Below are 16,587 nucleotides of genomic sequence, written 5' to 3'. Positions count from 1 at the left end.
GGTTACTTAGCAGTTGCACCTTTATTGTATTTGTTTCTATACTCGAGTGGCGATAAGCCGGTTGTTTTCTTAAAGATTGTTCTAAACGCCTTTGTATCCGAATAACCCACTTCCCACATAATTTCATTGATATTTTTACGGCTGCTTTCAAAGCTTTTTTTGGCCACTTCTACCTTCACCCGTTGAATATATTCTGATACGGTGTTGCTGGTTGCTTTCTTAAATCTTCTTTCCAGGCTTCTGCGGCCTACGGCAAACATGGATGACAACTGTTCTACCGTGATTTTTTCCTGCCAGTTCTGCTCAATAAATTCCTGCGCCTGTTTTACTGATTCATCCTGGTGTTCACGCTGACCTTTAAAAATAGTAAAGGTCGCCTGGTTGGTGCGGTCTATTTCAATTTCAAAATACTTGGACGCAAGAATGGCCATGTCCCTGTCTGTATACTTTTCTATCAGGTAAATCAGCAGGTTCCAGAAGGAGTTGGCGCCACCGCTGGAATAAATACCCTTTTCATCTGTAATGATCTTTTCAGACACCAGTTCCACATCGGGGAACATGTTCCTGAATTCATTGGCTGCCAGCCAGTGCGTGGAGCAACGCTTTCCATTGAGCAAGCCTGTGGATGCCAGTAAAAAGGCGCCTACACAAAGGCTCGCCACTTCTGATCCATGCTGATGCTGCTGTACAATCCAGGGATAGAAATCCTTATTCTGATCTATGACCACTTCACGCTCCCCGTTTACTGCGGGAATAATGATCAGGTCTGCTTTATGTTTTTCTGTGATCATTACGTCCGGTGTCACTTTAAAAAACCGGTCGTATTCGTGTGCTTCTTTGGAGAGTCCCACCAGCTGCACGTTAAACAACGGATCCTTTCCAACGCTTTCGAGGAAGTCGTTGGCTTTGGTAAACAGTACAAAGGGACCTTCAATACTACTGAGCGCAACGGCGCCTTTGGGAACGAGAATGGATATTTGTTTCATAATTCAAATCTAAGATAAAAGTTTCGCTGAATCAACCCAAACAGGCAGTGCGCGTACCTTATCTTACTAAATATTTTTTTGGGGAGCCGGTTAGCCCGGCTCCCCAAAAAAATATTACACTTCCGCCGCTACACTGGTGGTATTCACCACCGCGCCTTTGGCCAGTTTTCTTTTTACAATTACGCTTACGCGGTGTACCAGGTAAATACAGGGCAGCGTTAAGCCTACAATGACCCATCCGAGTGTATCGTAGTGTTCCAGCGGACTGAATTTATCTTTCTGGGATACGATCATACCTGCAATGACCGCCGCTATTCCGCCGGCAATTTGTTGCAGGGACGAGTTTACGCTCATAAAGGCTCCACGGTCCGACAGGTCGGGGATACCGGTAGTTAAGGCGGTGAATGGGATCATACGGCCCATGATACCTGCCATCATCAGTACGTTCAGGCACATGATGATCCAGAGCGGATGCGGTGTTAAGTGCGTATAAATAATGATGATCACCAGTGCATAAATGGAAGCAATGGTAAAGAGCGTAAACCTGTCTTTTTTATCACTTAACTTTCCCAGCACCGGCATGATGAACAGGGAACCAACACCGGTCACCATGAACAACAACGGTAACTGTTCATGCGTAACGTGCAGGTTATTCACGGCAAATGCACTACCGAAGGGCATCATCATAAATCCGCCTACAGACATGAGTGCGGTGGCGGTAAAACCGATGCGGTAATCGCGGCTTCTCACGGTATGCCACAGGTGCGTGAATGCGCTTTTATCGCGTTGCACGGCCAGGTGTGCAATGACCGGTTGCAGCTGAAAGATGATCAGCAGCATCACGATAGCGGCTACACCGGCCACGAGGAAAAAGGGCGCTTCCCATCCCCATGCGTTGGCGAGGTATAACCCGATAGGGATACCGAGTACCTGGCTGGCGCCAAATGCCATTTGCACAAACCCCATCACGCGGCCGCGTTGTGAGATATCAAAAAGATCGGTGACGATTGCCAGGGAAATAGACCCTATTACGCCGCCAAATAAACCGGTTACGATACGGGCCGCCACCATCGTGTAATACGTGTTGGCCAGGCCGCAGCATAATGTGCCGAGGATAAAGCCCGCATAAAAAAATATCAGCAGTTTTTTACGGTCGAAGCGATCGGCAAAGCCGGCGGTGAGCAGGCCGGAGATACCGGCGCTGAAAGCATAGGCCGATACGATGAGTCCGAACTGGTTAGGCTTTATGTTCATCGATTTCATAAGCATATCACCGAGTGGCGACATAACCATAAAATCGAGGATGACCGTGAATTGTGTGAGTGCCAACAGGGCTACTATCATTTTCTGGTGACCCGAAAATGCGGTGGATGCTTGTTTCATCAGGGAGATTTTGAGCTTATGTATTTGTTAGTCTTCCAGCTCTGCACATTCGTACTCGCTGGCATTGATTAATGCAATAATGCGATCCGGCACCGGTTCGGCAGTTACTACTCTCAGCACGCAATCTACGTCTTCCATGTCTACTGTCCATTTTTCAATAAAGGACTGCTGATCCAGTAACGACGCTACTTTGGAGCGGGCTTGCACAGTGGCAATGTTTGTTTTGAAAATGAGAACGTGTTGCATGACTAATTTGTTTTTGTGAGCGAGCGTTCATTTATTAATTTGATAAAAAAAAAGGCTATTTCATTATTCCTTTTATCACACAGTCGAATGTTTCTTTCATGATCTTCTCTGAAAACTTAAACTTGCGGCCATCGAGACTTCGTCCTTCGTTATGGAATTTTATCAGTGAGTATAAGGGCGCAAAAGCAACAGACCAGTATACTTCGAGGGGCATTTCTTTGATCTCTCCACGCTTTACAGCATTATGTACATAGCTCCCCATTGCGCTATGGAATTCATGTGAGATCGTTTCCAGCATTTTTTCTTTATACATAGAATTCCGCAGCTGTTCAAAGAAATTGACAGATTGGTGGTTATCCAGTGAAAAAGCGGCCCTGTTTTTCCATTGGATCCACAGCCCTTCCTCAAAGCCCATTTCCGGGTTAAAATCTTTCAGGGTAGCCCGCGTCATTTTCAGTGCTTCTTCTGTACTGATACTGGTCAGCAGGTCTTCTTTATCTTTATAATAAATATAAATAGTTGCCGGAGATACACCCGCTGCTTTTGCCAGCCGGTTGATGCCAAAATTCTCGAGTCCATCTTTCACCACCATCTCAATAGCGGACTCGCGGATGGCCTGTATTTTATTTTCGTCTCTGTATCTCATGCCGCACAAAGATAAGTGAGCGATTGCTCATTTTAAAATATTTTTTTGAGACAGGAGATTTTGAGAAAGGCTGACTATAAATTTTATAGTCAACCCTTTTGAATTAGTGTGAAAGATCGGGTGGGGTGAGATTTTTAGAAAGACCTCCATCCACGGTTAGTTCCTCACCAGTAGTAAATGTAGCATCGAAGGCCAGGAACAATACGGCCTTCGCCACTTCATCCGTATTACCATTGCGTTTCAACGGCGTTACCTCCTCCCCGATTTTTTCGAAGGCCAGCAATTCTTCCTTCGATGCGCCGGACACGCCCATTGTGGGTGTATGAATAAAACCCGGACTCACGGCATTTACGCGGATGCTCCTGGGCAGCAGTTCAGCCGCAAAACCTTTTACAAAGGAGGCCAGCGCCGCTTTTGCACCGGCGTACACGCTCATGCATGCATAGCCGGAGTTGTTGGCGATGGACGTAGTGAATACAATGGCGCCATAATCTTTTATTAACGGCGATAGCTGCTGTACGGTGAAATAGGCTCCTTTGGTATTGATGGCAAAGGTTTTATCGTAAGTGGCCTCCTTTACTTTGTCGAAGGGTTCCAGCAACGAGAAGCCGGCATTTATAAACAGGAAATCGATTTGCCCCAGGGTGGCAGCCACGGTGTTGCGCAGGGTTTCAATGTCGCTCATGGATGATGTATCGGAAGCTATGATGTGTACGCTGTTACCCAACTCTTCTTTGGCGGCTTCCAGGTTCTTTGGATTTTTCCCGGTGAGCAATACTTCTGCACCGCCTGCGATCAGCATTTTAACCACTGCCAATCCCATACCATGTGTACCGCCGGTGACTACCGCTGTCTTTCCATTGTAATTATTCATTGTGCTGGTCATGTTATTTTTATTTTGATGATCAATGCTGCAAAGTGACGCAGATCGGGTGAACAGAACAATAACGGACATTATGTTCCTATACGGAAAATTTTATCCGTATGCCTGGAGTCCGGCTATTAGGGATAAATTTGTCCGTATCAGAAAAGTGACCGGTTATGTATGAAAAAAAGATTCCAAAAAGTTTTGCGTGCGGGATGGCGATCATCATGGAAATCATAGGTGGTAAATGGAAATCCTATATGGTATACCTGATCAACAAAGGGGTAAGAAGACCCAGTGAACTGCAAAGAGCGATGCCTTCCGCCAGCCGGCGGGTGTTGGATCTGCAGTTGCGGGAACTGGAATTCCATGGCATCATCAAAAGGGTTATTTATCATGAGCTGCCGCCGAAAGTAGAGTACTATCTCACCAATTTCGGCGAGTCGTTATTGCCGGTGGTGGATGCGATGGATAAATGGGGAGAAGACTACCAGGGTGAATTTGAGGCATTAATGAAAAAGAAAACAGAACCAATGGCCGTATAAGATTACCACCAGGAGGTTTGCTGCAAAAATGCCTGTGGTGTTTGACCGGTGAAAGCCCGGAAGTCTTTTATAAAATGCGCCTGGTCGTAATAGCCGGCATCATAGGCTGCTTCTGTGAGGCTGCCGGCTTCCGGAAAGTGATCGAGCAGGTGCCGTAATCTTACGATGGCGGAGAATTGCTTGGGCGTAGTTCCTACGCTTCGCCTGAATCGTTTTTCAAATGCATCCTGACTGATGTACAGGTCTGCTGCCAGTGATTTGATCTTCACATCGCCGGCGGCTGTTTTAATTTGTTGTACGGCATGGCGGATGAGTAAATCCGGTTGCCGGCTGCTGAGTGCCGCCATCAGGAATTGCTCCACAATCGCGATCCGCTGCAGGTTGTTTTTTGCCTCGTACAACCGTTCTTCCACTTCCCTTATTTTATGGCGCTGTACCAGTTGATCGAGCGATTCATGGGTATCGAACAATTCATGCAGGGGTGTTTTGAAAAAGGCCGCGGCGCCACCTTCTCTAAACTTCACCAGCACATTGCCGGTGCCGGGCGCATAGTGTAACAACCGGGAAGTTCTGCGCAAACCTGCCAGCGCTGTTGCCGGCAGGTCGGTTGCCTCACCGGATTCCCCGGTTATTACTTTACCACCAAACCGGAAAGACATCACCACAGCAGTATCCGGCATTACGCGGTTCTCCATGCCGTCTTTGCTTTCGATGATCAGATAAGCGCTGACATATGGAGAGAGAATAGCTGAGGGGAGATAACTTTCCATGTTCATGCGGTAACAATTTGAGTGCTTATAAAGATACGGATAATTAGTGTTTAGTCCGGCGGACTAAACACTAACCTCCTCCTTACCGCATGGCTTTTATCAATGCTCCCACCTGCTCTTCTCCATAACCGGCCTTGATGCCTTTATTCATAAGGTTGAGGATGAAGGCGGGCACATCGCCGGGAATGCCGGATTCAGCGGCCTGTTTCATCATTAAAGTCATAGATACCGCGCAGGTTTTGAGGCTGCTTTCCGGTTGGGAAAAATTGTTGGTGCTGATCACAGCGCCTTCGTGCCGCACCATTTCCCCGAGTACCGGTGCTATGTTATTGATCATATCGCCTAATGCGTTTACATCCAGCTTTTCTGATTCAAAAATCCTGGCGCCTTGCAGAAAGCCGGTGATCAAACCGAACAGGCTGGAAAGAATGGCAAGATCCCACGCAGCGGCGGCGCCGGTGGCGGCTCCCATATACATCAGGTTGCCACCCAGTACTTTTAACACGGCTTCTCCTTTTTCAAAAGCGGCCTGTTGCCCGGATAAAAAAATAGGCGTATCCGGTTTTCCTATCTGCCGGGGTGTGGCCAGCAGTGCGCCATCCAGGTAGTGCGCACCAAGGGACTGCGCCCAGGTTGCTGCTGTTCTTGCATCCTGCGGGGTGCCGGTAGTGAGTTCCAGCAGAAGACGGCCATTCAGCGCCGCTGCTGCTTCCGGCGTGGAAAGAATGCTGCGGGTGGTTTCGTAATTATTGAGGCAGGTAATGATCACCGGGCTTGCCAATACCGCTGCGGCAGGATCTGCTGCCAATACAGCGCCATCCGTTACCAGCGGCGATGCTTTTTCTGTGCTGCGGTTCCATACGGTTACGCGGTAACCATTATCCAGCAGGGTGCGCGCCAATACAAATCCCATAGGGCCTAATCCAATTACAGCAACACTTTTATTTGTTGTCATCGTCTCATTTTTTAGACCTCAAATGTCTTGACTATGGCGGTGACGGACAATAACCGAAAAAAGTTTCACCCATGGAAAAATTTTTCGGTATACTCCCCTGTTGCATTACGACGATGCGCTTTTATGAAATAGTGTAAAATGTTTATCTTTCCTGCAAATGAATCACCATGTACGAGAAAAAAATCCCGGAGCTGCACTGTGGCATCAGCATTTTCATGAAGGTATTGGGCGGTAAATGGAAAGCCTGGATCATTGAGTGTATTCATGATGATATCAGGCGGCCAAGTGAAATTCACCGCGAGATGGAAGTAGATGGCGCCAGTATGCGCGTAATCACCATGCACCTGAAGGAGCTGGAAGATCTTGGCATACTGTACAAGAAAGTATATGCCGGTATCCCGTTGAAAGTAGAATATTACCTGACAGAAGTAGGACTAAGCACTTTACCATTGATAAAGGCCATGGATCAATGGGGCAAAAAGAACCAGGCCTTACTGATGAAAGATGAAAACAAAGTGGTATTGGCGGATAACTGATACCTGCATTGCTTTTTCGTTTAGCCACACAGGTGATGAAGCGCCGCATATTGCAGCAGCATGATTGTTTTCCCATCCCTGATTTCCCCGGTGCGGATCATGTCCATTGCCTGCGTAAATGGCAGTTCCAGCACTTCTATATTTTCCTGTTCGGCTTCCAGTCCTCCGCCTTCGTGAACTTTCAGCTCTTTCGTGTATGCGGCCACAAAAAAATACAGGATCTCGGTAACAGAGCCCGGCGACATATACGCTTCAAATACCTTCTCCACCGCGGTTACCTAGTAACCGGTTTCCTCCATCGTTTCCCGGCGGATGCATTCTTCCGCATTATCTTCATCCAGCAAACCGGCACAGCATTCTATCAGCAACCCCGTTTCATTGCCATTGATATAGGTAGGCATGCGGAATTGCCGCGTTAGTACTACGGTGCCATGTTCCTTATTATACAGCAATATAGTAGCTCCGTTGCCGCGATCATACGCCTCCCGTTCTTGCTTCACTACTGCCCCATCGCTGCCGGTCATTTCATAGGTGATTTTCTTGAGCGTGTACCAGTTGTCCGACAGGATGGCTGTTTCCAGAATATTAATTGTTTTCATATTAAATGATCGATTATGATCGTTTTTGATTATTTTTGATCAAGTTAATTATTTAAAATGAATTTCCAGCTAAGAAAACAAAAAATACTGGCGCTGCTGCATGCGAAAGGAGAAGTAGCCACCGGCGAACTGGCGCAGACATTGGGTATTTCAGAAATCACCATCCGGCGGGATCTCAATCAGTTGTCGGACGACGGGCTGCTGTACCGTACCCACGGCGGCGCTATCCCGGTGACCGGGCAGGATTCCCCCTTTGAATTTGTGAACAAAGCAGCAGCCAACCAAGCAGCAAAAGATAAGATCTGCAGAAAAGCAGCAGCGGAAATCAACGACGGCGATATTATTTTCATGGATTGCGGCAGCACTGTTTTCCGCTTATGCCAGTTTATAAAAAACAAAAAGATTAAAGTAATCACCAACTCCCTCCCGGTGATATTTGAGTTGCAACATTCCGCAGTATCCCTCAACATTATCGGCGGTGAATACGATGCGGCCCGGCAGGCTATACATGGTACAATGGCCACAGAGCATATTCAACGGTATAAAGCAGGCAAGGCATTTATTGGTGTAGATGGCCTCTCGGCACAGGGATTGTTTGCACACAGCGAAAAAGAAGCAGCCATTGCCACTGCACTGGCTACACAAAGTGACTATACGTACCTGTTATGCGATGCAGGAAAAATAGGGAAAACCTCCTACCTGAATTTTGCAGGACTGGAGTTGGTAGATGCAATTATTACGGATGGCGATCCGGCCGCATTGAAGTATTGTAAGAAGAAGGGAGTAAAGGTGATAAGCGCATGAGTTATTCCAATATCCCCTTCAGCCGCTCCTGGTATTCGGGGTTATCCGTCATACCATTATGCCGCTGCCCTTTCAGTGTGATCAGTGTATCTCCCGGTTTAAAATATGCTTTCAGTTTTTCGGAAGAGCCGTAGTAAATCACTTCGTCGTTATCACCATGAAAGATGGTAACGGGAACGGTAACACGTTGTATATTCCTGTAAGTAGGAAATGTATACTTCAATAAAAATGAAGGCAACATGGGATAATAGTACCTGGCCATATCTTTCATGCTGAAGTAGGGCGCCTGCAGGATGAGTTGCCTGGGATGATTGTCTGCTGCGAGGCGTGCGGCGGTACCTGTGCCCATGGAATAACCGAGAATAACAATCGTACTTTCCGGGTAAACTGTTTTTACGCTGTCATAGGCAGTTTGCGCATCAGCATAAAACTGCTGTTCACTGTGGATCTTACCGCTACTTTTCCCGTAACCGCGGTAATCAAACATAAATACATCATAACCGAGGTGTGTATATACCCTGGCGGCTTCTCCCCACGACCTAAGGGAGCCGGCGTTACCATGGAGATAAAAGATAAGGCCTTTGTCGCCACGGGATTTAAATAGCAGCCCGTTTAACTGTGTGCCATCAGCAGTGGTAATAGTGCGTTCTTCGAAGGGCTCAGGGAACTGGAAAACATACGCAGGCGGTAATCTCTCCGGGAAAAAAAGCAAGCGCTCCTGGATGAAATACACAAGGACACAAACCGCTGCATACAGGAGGAGCAGTACGCCTGTTGTTTTCAGTACCCATTTTACCATTACAGCTAACATCTATGTAAGATACAAAGAAACACAAATCATGTTATCACCGGCGGTCTTCTACTTCCCCAGTTTTTTGAAGGTGCCGTTTACGCCATCCCAGCTGTATTTGGTAAGCTCTTCTTTTACTGACATAACCGGTTCCCCGTTCTTATCCAGCTTATCTGTTTCTTCTTCTTCATGCATTTTCAGGATGATGATATCTGGTAGACCGTTTTTCTCGCCGGGGAAAATGAAAGACTCCTCATGATAATATACACCGGCATCACCCACATCCATTCTTTCCGGCAGTGCGGCGATCCGTCCATCCTTCATCCAGGCGAAATAATAATAGTTTGTGGAGACACCACAGGCTGCTCCACCAAAGCCAACAGATACGATATTTTGCACGTTGGTAAGACCGAGACCGGCCATTACCTTCGCGTAGGAAAAACCGGCGGATTCATCATCCATTATCCGGAATGTGGTGGCAGCAAGGATTTTACGGGCTTGTACGGCTTTTAATTTCACAATATACTGCGGATGTTTTTCATTGCCGATCAGTGTATCCACTCGGCGGTCGTAGGCAAATACAAATTTCATGTCGCCTCTGCGCATAGGAGGAAAAGAGATCAGCCCCTCCCACACGTAGCCTTGTTTTTCCACACCATCTTTTTTGTATTTAATCTGTACCCAGGGAAGGGTGAGACCTTTGAGTGTGAGCATTTTGCCGGGCAATACCTCCACCGTAGTAATATCATCGCCGGCCAGCAGCGTGTCGATGGCGGCTTGTTTGGTATCCGGGCTCATACGTACCAGTGCCGTATCTGCAAAAATATACCGGCTATCATCTTTGTTTAACGACCAGGTATTGAAGATAAATTCCTGTTCCTGGGCAAAAAGAGGGGTAGCAAAACAGGCGAACAAACAAGTCAGCGTAAAAAACAACATCGTTTTCATGAGGTATATTGATTAAAGCGCAAAAATAGCGTTTTACCTCCTGAAAACGATGCGTTGCCATTAATTTGCCGGAGGGCATATCTGCATCATGTATACTGCGCTGCTGGCCTCATAGGATTGCAGCACGCCGGTTACACAAGGCACTTTATAGTTGCGGTAGGTTAACCCACGGGTAACGTCGCGGTTCCCCCAGGCGGCGTTGATATTTTTCTGGATCCAGGGCAGGAACTGCGTTTGACCGGCATCGTTGATCAGCGTCATCACATATTGTCCGAAGATGGCCTTTAATATGCCCTGTTCGTTCCAGTCGCCTTCGGCGGGCATAATACCATTTACATCGCTCATGGTTTTCTGCGTATAGGTAGCGGCGAGCTTCGCCTGATCAAGATAAGTCGCGGTACCGGTTTCTTTGTACAACATCACGGCTGCTCCAATGAACGTGCCCTGGTTGTAGGTGTAATCGGACCAGCCTTTGTTACCATTTACATTATTATCTGCCACCCTGCCGGTAGCGGGATCATAGAGATTATTTATGCCCCAGTTGTACACGTCTTTTGCTTTTTGAAGATAAGCGGCTTCGCCGGTGATCTTATACAGGGTCATGGCGGCGATCACCGTGGGGAAGTTAATACAGGCGTTTTTACCGCTATGGTTAAAGTCCCAGAACATGCCACCTTTATCCGGATCATAAGATCCATCCCATACCCTTTTGAAACCCGAAACGGAGAGGTCGAGATATGCCTTGTTGCTGGTAACCTGGCTGGCACGGGCGAGTGAAATAACCCACCACATGATATCATCATAAATAAACCATTCCTTGGTATTGTTCCAGTTGTATTTATCATAGCGGTTATAACCACCCTGGAAGATATCGGTGATGCGTTGAAGATCGGCCGGATCTTTTGTGCGTGTGTATACGTTCATGGCCATGTCCCAGTAAATGGCCTGGACCCAGATGGCGCCGATGCCTTTCTTTTCGGTATTGCTGTAATAGAGCTTGTCGGCCGTACTGTAGAAATACTGGTTAAAACTGGCGTAGGCAGTAGCCGCATCTTTGGTAGTAAAAGATACCGTGGGCGTTGGTCCCGGCGTAACAGGATCTTCTTTTGCGTTGCTTTTGGAGCAGTTGCTGTGCAGCAGCAATACTGCAAAAAGTAAACAGGTTATTTTATACATATGATCGGGTTAAAACCGGGAGCCGGTACTACAGTCCGGCTTCCGGTGGTTCTTTAAATATACTTACCAGCCTGGATTTTGCACCAGTTGTTTATCATTATCCACATCATCTGCCGGCAGTGGGAACAGGTAATGTTTTCTTTCAAATACGCGGGTTTCAAAAGGCACTACCTGCAGGAAGTCGGGCATATCAGATCCGATGTTCAAACCATAGACAGGACCGTTTTCTGTTTGTTCTGCTATTTTCCAGCGGCGTACATCAAAGAAACGGTTATTTTCAAAAGCCAGTTCCACGCGGCGTTCTTTGCGGATCGCTTCACGGATGGCGGCTTGCCCGGCGGGTGCCGGCAATTCTGCCGATCCGTATTGCGGAATCCCTGCCCTTTCCCTGATGAGGTTCACATATTTCAGTGCTTCCGGGCTGGCGGGATTGGCTTCATTCACACATTCTGCGTAGCTGAGATAGATCTCCGCCAGGCGGATGAGCATCAGCGTACGGCCACCTACATCCCATTTGCCGAGGCCCTGCGCCTTGCGTACAATATAGCCGGTAGGACTGTAATCGTTATTGCCTGTGGCTTTACCGGAGTTACCGTGATTGTAGATGCGGGTGACGATATTCCCAAAAGATTTATTGAGCCAGGTGCTTCCATCATAAGTGATGTTTACATAAAAACGGGGCTCGCGGTTTACCCATTGGTTATAGATATTACTGGGCGCCGTTTCGTTAGGACCGGTAAAATCTGAATAGCCTGTTTTTACATACTGCGATAACGGGTCATCAATGCTTCTGCCATTCTTCATAAAAAATGCGTCTACCATATTCTGGGTAGCGCCTAAGCCGCCGCTTCCCCGTACATCGCTGGAAGGCGCGCCGCTGTGGAACGGCGTCATTTCGTACTGACGGGAATTCAGCGAATTGGCAGGACGGGCAAAAATCACTTCCGGGTTCCAGTCGGTCAGGAATACATCCCTGCAGGAAAGATAAGGATCAAATTCTCCCTTTGCATTATTCTTCCTAAATAAACTGTAGGTAGAAGGCACAAACTGATCGAGGAAAGATTTATAGGCGTCTGCTGCCAGTTTCCATTTATTGGCATCGTACGACTGGCTGATCAGCTGTTTGCCATCCGTGTTTTTCAGGGCCGCCATATCGGTGTTGCCATTAAACAACGGGCTGGCGCTGTACATCAGTGCATTGGCGCGGAAGGCCAGTGCAATGCCTTTACTGATCCGGCCGTAGTCCTGATCGTTGTTGGGTATTACCGGTAAGTTGGCCGCAGCTGTTTCCAGTTCGGAGGTTACATAGGCTACGCACTCATCAAAGGAGTTGCGCGGCATCTGGAGACTGGCATCCACTTCTACCGGCTTTTCACCCATGAGTACAACGGGACCGTATATACGCATCAGGTAAAAATAGTACATGGCGCGCAGTGCCCGGGCCTCTGCTTTGTATTGGGTGATGAGATCCGGTGAGAGATCTGTTATTTTGTCGGCGTTATCAATAAATACGCTGGCTGCGCGGATACCCCGGTAAAAATTGGTCCAGTAGTCGCCCACAAAACCGGATTTGGCGTCCCAGCTGCCGATGTTTACGCTGTTGGATTGTACAAATCCCCACACATAATCTGCTTCATCGCACCCACCGGTCCATAAGCCGCGGTTGTTGTAATCGCCGGGGTTGCGTTGTCCGAATTCATCCGGTATGCGGACATACACGTTGTTCAGGAATTTCTGTGCGGTAGCCCAGGTACGGAAAGTTTCCTCGATGGTTAGCCGGTCGTCCGGCACCTGGTCCAGGTATTTTTTGCACGACGTCAATAACACGATGCCCAGTAAAATATATAATAGCTTTTTCATGATCAGTTGCTTACGTGATTAAAATTTCAGGTTTACTCCCAGCGAAATGGTTCTCACATTTGGATAAGTAGAACCGTTGTCGGTATTTAATTCAGGATCCCACAATTTGAACTTGCTGAAAGTAAGCAGGTTGATACCCTGTAAGTAAACAGATGAATTCCGGACGCCTATGCGCTGCAGCAAACTGGCGGGCAGGTTGTAGGCGATCTGCGCAGATTTCAGGCGGATGAAGCTCACATCTTTTACCCACCAGCTGCTTGGCTGTGTGTTGTTTACATTCTCTGCTTCGCCATAGGCAAGGCGTGGATAAAACGCATCCTGTCGTGGGTTTTCAGGGGTCCACCTGTCGGTAGCAATGCTATAGGCGTTGCTTTCTCCACCACCGCCATTGAACGGAATGATGGCGCTGCCCTGCAGCATACGATCGGCATCGGAGATTCCCTGGAACAGGAAACCAATATTAAATCCTTTGTAGGCAAGATTTAACCCGAAGCCATACACCATTGCGGGTACGTCGCCGCGGCCGATCTTTGTTTCATCGGAGGAGTTGATCTTACCGTCTCCGTTAAGATCCTTGTATTTGATGTCGCCCGGTTTCACCTGTGAGCGGGAACCCGGAACGGCGCTTTTGTCGATGTCTGCCTGGTCAATGAACAAGCCTTCTGCGATATAACCATACCGCGCCAGGATATTATTGCCGCGGTGTTCCATCCATGGGTACAGCTGCGGCGGGCGGTCATCTTCCAATACTTTATCCTGGTTCCAGGTAATGTTACCTCGCACCGATACTTCTACATTCCCGATACGCGCATTGTATTCCAGGTTGGCGTCCAAGCCTTTGTTTTCCACGGCGCCGAGGTTACCGTACTGCTGATTGTCCAATCCCATGAAATCCACGTTGGAAGCGCGTTGCAGGAAGATACCGGTACGGTGTTCCTTGAACACATCCACATTTACAAGGAGACGGTCGTTCAGTGTACGCAGTTCTATACCCAGGTCCTGTTTGTTGGAAACAGACCAGCGCACATCCGATGCATAACGGGTGATGCTGATACCACTGCCGCCGTTAAAACCTTTTCCAAACGTATAGCCGTGATCGTTATCATTCAGTTTGGTGATATACAGGAAACGTTCTTCTGCGCTACCGAGACCGGTATTACCGTTGGAGTAGCGGAACTTCAGGAAGGAGATGGCGTTTTTAAATGGTTCAAAAAAACGTTCATTGGAAGGTACCCAGGCTAAGCCGATGGCGGGGAAAAATCCGTAGCGGTTTTCCGGTGCAAACAATTCCGAGCCGTTGTAGCCGAAATTGAATTCCATAAAGTAACGGTCGTCGTAAGAATAGGCTGCTTTACCTGCCAGGCCGAGGTATCTTTCCGGGATGGAGTTGATAAAGTCGCCGGCGAGGGTATTGGTTTTATCGCTGGTATAAAACAGCCCCAAACCGGTTACGCGGTGTTTACCAAAACCACGGTCGTAGTTGATGGCGGCCTCTGTATAAAACTGGCGGGTGGTCTGCCGGTCGCCATCGTTTTTATCGAAGCCGAGGTATTGATTACCGGTGAATGTTTTCAACAGGTTAAGCGTACCATCCGGCTTGTACGGATTGTTCATATCCGGGAACCAGGTGTCCTCGCGTTTGGAGCGGGTAATATAGTTCTGGTTAAATACATCGAAGGCAAACATCGCGGTGGCCGACAACCCTTCCGTAATGGATTTCAGGTCTTGCGTAGCCCGGATATTAGAGTACAGCTGGTTCCTGAATTCGTTGCGATAGCCTCTGCGGGTAAGGTCGGCATAAGGATTCCTGAAGCCGCCGTTGGCCGAGCGACCGGGAACGAAGCCACCAGGGTACATTACAGGATACACCACCGGAGAGGCGTCCATCGCGCTCTGGAAAATATCGTGGGTGTTAATGCCGGGGTAGTTACCGTTGGAGAAGTATCCCTGCAGGCCTACATCGAGCTTGGTGGACTTTGTAACTTTCAGGTTCAGGTTAGACGTAAAGTTATAGCGGTTATATTTTAAGGAAGAATTGTACTTCTCCAGGTCGTCTGTTTTCAGGAAGCCGCTTTCGTTATAGTAGCCGAGTGATACGTAGTACTGTGCATTTTCCACACCGCCGCTGGCGTTGAGGTTAGCGCTGCGGGTATGACCGTATTTATTGAATACAGCATCCATCCAGTTTACGTTCGGGTATAACAGCGGGTCCACGTTACTTTTTGTTTTTTCGATAGTTTCTTCGGAGAACACCGGGTTGTGGTTGCGGGTGGTAGAGGCTTCGTTGGCGAGGTTCATATAAGTAACACCATCGAGCATTTCCGGTCGTTTGGTAAAGGAGTTTACGCCTTCATTATAATCGAAGTAGATCTGTGGTTTACCTACTTTCCCTGTTTTTGTTTTCAGGAGAATAACACCATTGGCGCCGCGCACGCCATATACGGCGGTACCGGCGGCATCTTTAAGGATGGTAAAGGACTCAATGTCTTCCGGTGAAATGTTGTTAATCGATCTTTCCACACCATCCACGAGGATGAGGGGCGTTGCTTTATTACCGCCTCCGAAGGTGGAGATACCGCGGATCCAGATATCGGCGCTGCCTTTACCGGGTTCGCCGGTACGCTGCACGCCTATTACGCCGGCGATGCGGCCTGCCAGCATGGAAGAGATGTCTGATGCCGGCTGTTTAAATTCCGCCGGGCGGATAGTGGACTGGGCGCCTACCAGGCTTACTTTACGCTGGGTACCGAAACCCACTACGGCTACTTCGCCGAGTGATTTGCTGGCTACTTTCAGTTGTACGTTGATGGTAGTTTGACTGCCGGCTACTATTTCTGCCGTTTCATAACCAATGAAGCTGAATGCCAGTACATCGGTAGCAGCGTTTACGATGATCTTGTAACGTCCGTTGGCGTCGGTGGTGGTCATGGTGCTTACGCCCCTTACAGCTACGCTTACGCCGGGAAGTGGTTTACCGTTTTCATCTTTGATCACACCGGACACCACTACTTCCTGGCGGGTCATGGCCGCTTTGGGGGCAGTGAGTTTACTGATGACTACAATATCATTTACTTCTGCATATCCGAGGGATTTGTGTTGCAGTAATTTTTCGAGAACGTAGTCCAGTCGCTCGTTGGAAAACGAGTACCCTTCTACTTTGTAGCCGCTGAGCAGTTGCCTGTCGTAGGCAAAATTAATTTTTGTATGGCGGTGCAGGTCCCTGATGGCAGATTCCAGGCTACCTCCTTTCAATGCAATGGTGACGCTGGTTTCCTGCAGGATTTGTCCCTGGCCGGCGTATACCGGCAGTATGGCTGGGACACACGTCAGGGCCAAAACGACTGCAAGCATTCGTTTTCTGAAATTTTTTACAATTTTCTTCATACGTGGTTAGGCATTAATTGTTAGCATTAACAAAAGGTTCCATTTACGTGGCATTAATACGTAGTTGTTTTAAGCGATTAGCTTTGGTGATACA

General features: G+C 48.0%; 17 protein-coding genes. 3 read left to right on the top strand and 14 right to left on the bottom strand.

Features of this window, described 5'->3' with window-relative positions:
- Window positions 1-2: 2 nt before the first annotated feature.
- The 5 genes from ACLHR0_RS18040 to ACLHR0_RS18020 all read right to left on the bottom strand — a co-directional run bounded on the left by ACLHR0_RS18040 (window position 3) and on the right by ACLHR0_RS18020 (window position 4,147).
- Entirely contained in the window at window positions 3-986 is a 984-nt protein-coding gene (locus ACLHR0_RS18040; protein ID WP_436488411.1) for a GlxA family transcriptional regulator, read from the bottom strand.
- Between the two features lie 114 nt (window positions 987-1,100).
- On the bottom strand, window positions 1,101-2,369 hold the full coding sequence (locus ACLHR0_RS18035; protein WP_436488410.1) for an MFS transporter: 1,269 nt from the start codon (window positions 2,367-2,369) through the stop codon (window positions 1,101-1,103).
- A 27-nt stretch (window positions 2,370-2,396) separates the two neighbouring features.
- Complete coding sequence (locus tag ACLHR0_RS18030) at window positions 2,397-2,615, bottom strand: hypothetical protein (RefSeq protein ID WP_429046221.1); 219 nt, start codon at window positions 2,613-2,615, stop codon at window positions 2,397-2,399.
- A gap of 55 nt (window positions 2,616-2,670) precedes the next feature.
- Window positions 2,671-3,261, bottom strand: a complete 591-nt coding sequence (locus ACLHR0_RS18025; protein WP_436488409.1) for a TetR/AcrR family transcriptional regulator — start codon at window positions 3,259-3,261, stop codon at window positions 2,671-2,673.
- A gap of 103 nt (window positions 3,262-3,364) precedes the next feature.
- Entirely contained in the window at window positions 3,365-4,147 is a 783-nt protein-coding gene (locus tag ACLHR0_RS18020; protein ID WP_436488407.1) for an SDR family oxidoreductase, read from the bottom strand.
- A 194-nt stretch (window positions 4,148-4,341) separates the two neighbouring features.
- Here ACLHR0_RS18020 and ACLHR0_RS18015 point away from each other — a divergent pair, with 194 nt between their 5' ends.
- Entirely contained in the window at window positions 4,342-4,671 is a 330-nt protein-coding gene (locus tag ACLHR0_RS18015; protein WP_436488405.1) for a winged helix-turn-helix transcriptional regulator, read from the top strand.
- Window positions 4,672-4,673: 2 nt separating this feature from the next.
- Here ACLHR0_RS18015 and ACLHR0_RS18010 read toward each other — a convergent pair whose 3' ends face one another.
- Both ACLHR0_RS18010 and ACLHR0_RS18005 read right to left on the bottom strand, forming a co-directional pair.
- The gene (locus tag ACLHR0_RS18010; RefSeq protein WP_436488404.1) at window positions 4,674-5,447 is read right to left on the bottom strand and encodes a helix-turn-helix domain-containing protein; all 774 of its coding nucleotides are present in this window, start codon (window positions 5,445-5,447) and stop codon (window positions 4,674-4,676) included.
- 76 nt (window positions 5,448-5,523) lie between these two features.
- A complete protein-coding gene (locus ACLHR0_RS18005) occupies window positions 5,524-6,396 on the bottom strand; it encodes an NAD(P)-dependent oxidoreductase (RefSeq protein ID WP_436488402.1) in 873 nt (290 codons plus the stop codon).
- A 167-nt stretch (window positions 6,397-6,563) separates the two neighbouring features.
- On the opposite strand from ACLHR0_RS18005, the gene ACLHR0_RS18000 reads away from it, so the two are divergent.
- Window positions 6,564-6,932 carry a winged helix-turn-helix transcriptional regulator gene (locus ACLHR0_RS18000; RefSeq protein ID WP_436488400.1) on the top strand — a complete coding sequence of 123 codons (369 nt, stop codon included), beginning with the start codon at window positions 6,564-6,566 and terminating at the stop codon, window positions 6,930-6,932.
- A gap of 20 nt (window positions 6,933-6,952) precedes the next feature.
- Here ACLHR0_RS18000 and ACLHR0_RS17995 read toward each other — a convergent pair whose 3' ends face one another.
- Window positions 6,953-7,201 (bottom strand): hypothetical protein, encoded by a 249-nt coding sequence (locus ACLHR0_RS17995; RefSeq protein WP_436488398.1) that lies wholly within the window; start codon window positions 7,199-7,201, stop codon window positions 6,953-6,955.
- A 9-nt stretch (window positions 7,202-7,210) separates the two neighbouring features.
- Window positions 7,211-7,531, bottom strand: coding sequence for an NUDIX domain-containing protein (locus tag ACLHR0_RS17990; protein ID WP_436488396.1), 321 nt, complete (start codon window positions 7,529-7,531; stop codon window positions 7,211-7,213).
- A gap of 57 nt (window positions 7,532-7,588) precedes the next feature.
- Here ACLHR0_RS17990 and ACLHR0_RS17985 point away from each other — a divergent pair, with 57 nt between their 5' ends.
- Window positions 7,589-8,335 (top strand): DeoR/GlpR family DNA-binding transcription regulator, encoded by a 747-nt coding sequence (locus ACLHR0_RS17985; RefSeq protein WP_436488394.1) that lies wholly within the window; start codon window positions 7,589-7,591, stop codon window positions 8,333-8,335.
- Window position 8,336: 1 nt separating this feature from the next.
- Here ACLHR0_RS17985 and ACLHR0_RS17980 read toward each other — a convergent pair whose 3' ends face one another.
- From ACLHR0_RS17980 to ACLHR0_RS17960, 5 genes are all read right to left on the bottom strand, one after another.
- Window positions 8,337-9,146 (bottom strand): alpha/beta hydrolase, encoded by an 810-nt coding sequence (locus ACLHR0_RS17980; RefSeq protein WP_436488392.1) that lies wholly within the window; start codon window positions 9,144-9,146, stop codon window positions 8,337-8,339.
- Between the two features lie 48 nt (window positions 9,147-9,194).
- Window positions 9,195-10,073, bottom strand: a complete 879-nt coding sequence (locus ACLHR0_RS17975) for a hypothetical protein (protein WP_436488390.1) — start codon at window positions 10,071-10,073, stop codon at window positions 9,195-9,197.
- Between the two features lie 60 nt (window positions 10,074-10,133).
- Window positions 10,134-11,249, bottom strand: a complete 1,116-nt coding sequence (locus tag ACLHR0_RS17970; protein WP_436488388.1) for a glycoside hydrolase family 76 protein — start codon at window positions 11,247-11,249, stop codon at window positions 10,134-10,136.
- Window positions 11,250-11,312: 63 nt separating this feature from the next.
- Window positions 11,313-13,109, bottom strand: coding sequence for a RagB/SusD family nutrient uptake outer membrane protein (locus tag ACLHR0_RS17965; protein WP_436488386.1), 1,797 nt, complete (start codon window positions 13,107-13,109; stop codon window positions 11,313-11,315).
- A gap of 18 nt (window positions 13,110-13,127) precedes the next feature.
- Window positions 13,128-16,460: a SusC/RagA family TonB-linked outer membrane protein gene (locus ACLHR0_RS17960; RefSeq protein WP_429046199.1), complete on the bottom strand. Its 3,333-nt coding sequence runs from the start codon at window positions 16,458-16,460 to the stop codon at window positions 13,128-13,130.
- Between the last annotated feature and the right edge of the window lie 127 nt (window positions 16,461-16,587).

This window comes from Chitinophaga sp. ARDCPP14, from assembly GCF_051362515.1.
Classification (GTDB): Bacteria; Bacteroidota; Bacteroidia; order Chitinophagales; family Chitinophagaceae; genus Chitinophaga.
The sequence above is the reverse complement of the archived record's forward strand: the minus strand, read 5'-3'. Positions and strand labels throughout refer to the sequence as shown.

Coding starts and splice junctions, on each gene's coding strand:
- ACLHR0_RS18020 (WP_436488407.1), bottom strand. CDS start 4,147: ATGACCAGCACAATGAATAATTACAATGGAAAGACAGCGGTAGTCACC.
- ACLHR0_RS18015 (WP_436488405.1), top strand. CDS start 4,342: ATGGCGATCATCATGGAAATCATAGGTGGTAAATGGAAATCCTATATG.
- ACLHR0_RS18005 (WP_436488402.1), bottom strand. CDS start 6,396: ATGACAACAAATAAAAGTGTTGCTGTAATTGGATTAGGCCCTATGGGA.
- ACLHR0_RS17975 (WP_436488390.1), bottom strand. CDS start 10,073: ATGAAAACGATGTTGTTTTTTACGCTGACTTGTTTGTTCGCCTGTTTT.
- ACLHR0_RS18010 (WP_436488404.1), bottom strand. CDS start 5,447: ATGAACATGGAAAGTTATCTCCCCTCAGCTATTCTCTCTCCATATGTC.
- ACLHR0_RS17965 (WP_436488386.1), bottom strand. CDS start 13,109: ATGAAAAAGCTATTATATATTTTACTGGGCATCGTGTTATTGACGTCG.
- ACLHR0_RS17990 (WP_436488396.1), bottom strand. CDS start 7,531: ATGAAAACAATTAATATTCTGGAAACAGCCATCCTGTCGGACAACTGG.
- ACLHR0_RS18030 (WP_429046221.1), bottom strand. CDS start 2,615: ATGCAACACGTTCTCATTTTCAAAACAAACATTGCCACTGTGCAAGCC.
- ACLHR0_RS18000 (WP_436488400.1), top strand. CDS start 6,564: ATGTACGAGAAAAAAATCCCGGAGCTGCACTGTGGCATCAGCATTTTC.
- ACLHR0_RS18025 (WP_436488409.1), bottom strand. CDS start 3,261: ATGAGATACAGAGACGAAAATAAAATACAGGCCATCCGCGAGTCCGCT.
- ACLHR0_RS17980 (WP_436488392.1), bottom strand. CDS start 9,146: ATGTTAGCTGTAATGGTAAAATGGGTACTGAAAACAACAGGCGTACTG.
- ACLHR0_RS17960 (WP_429046199.1), bottom strand. CDS start 16,460: ATGCTTGCAGTCGTTTTGGCCCTGACGTGTGTCCCAGCCATACTGCCG.
- ACLHR0_RS18035 (WP_436488410.1), bottom strand. CDS start 2,369: ATGAAACAAGCATCCACCGCATTTTCGGGTCACCAGAAAATGATAGTA.
- ACLHR0_RS18040 (WP_436488411.1), bottom strand. CDS start 986: ATGAAACAAATATCCATTCTCGTTCCCAAAGGCGCCGTTGCGCTCAGT.
- ACLHR0_RS17985 (WP_436488394.1), top strand. CDS start 7,589: ATGAATTTCCAGCTAAGAAAACAAAAAATACTGGCGCTGCTGCATGCG.
- ACLHR0_RS17970 (WP_436488388.1), bottom strand. CDS start 11,249: ATGTATAAAATAACCTGTTTACTTTTTGCAGTATTGCTGCTGCACAGC.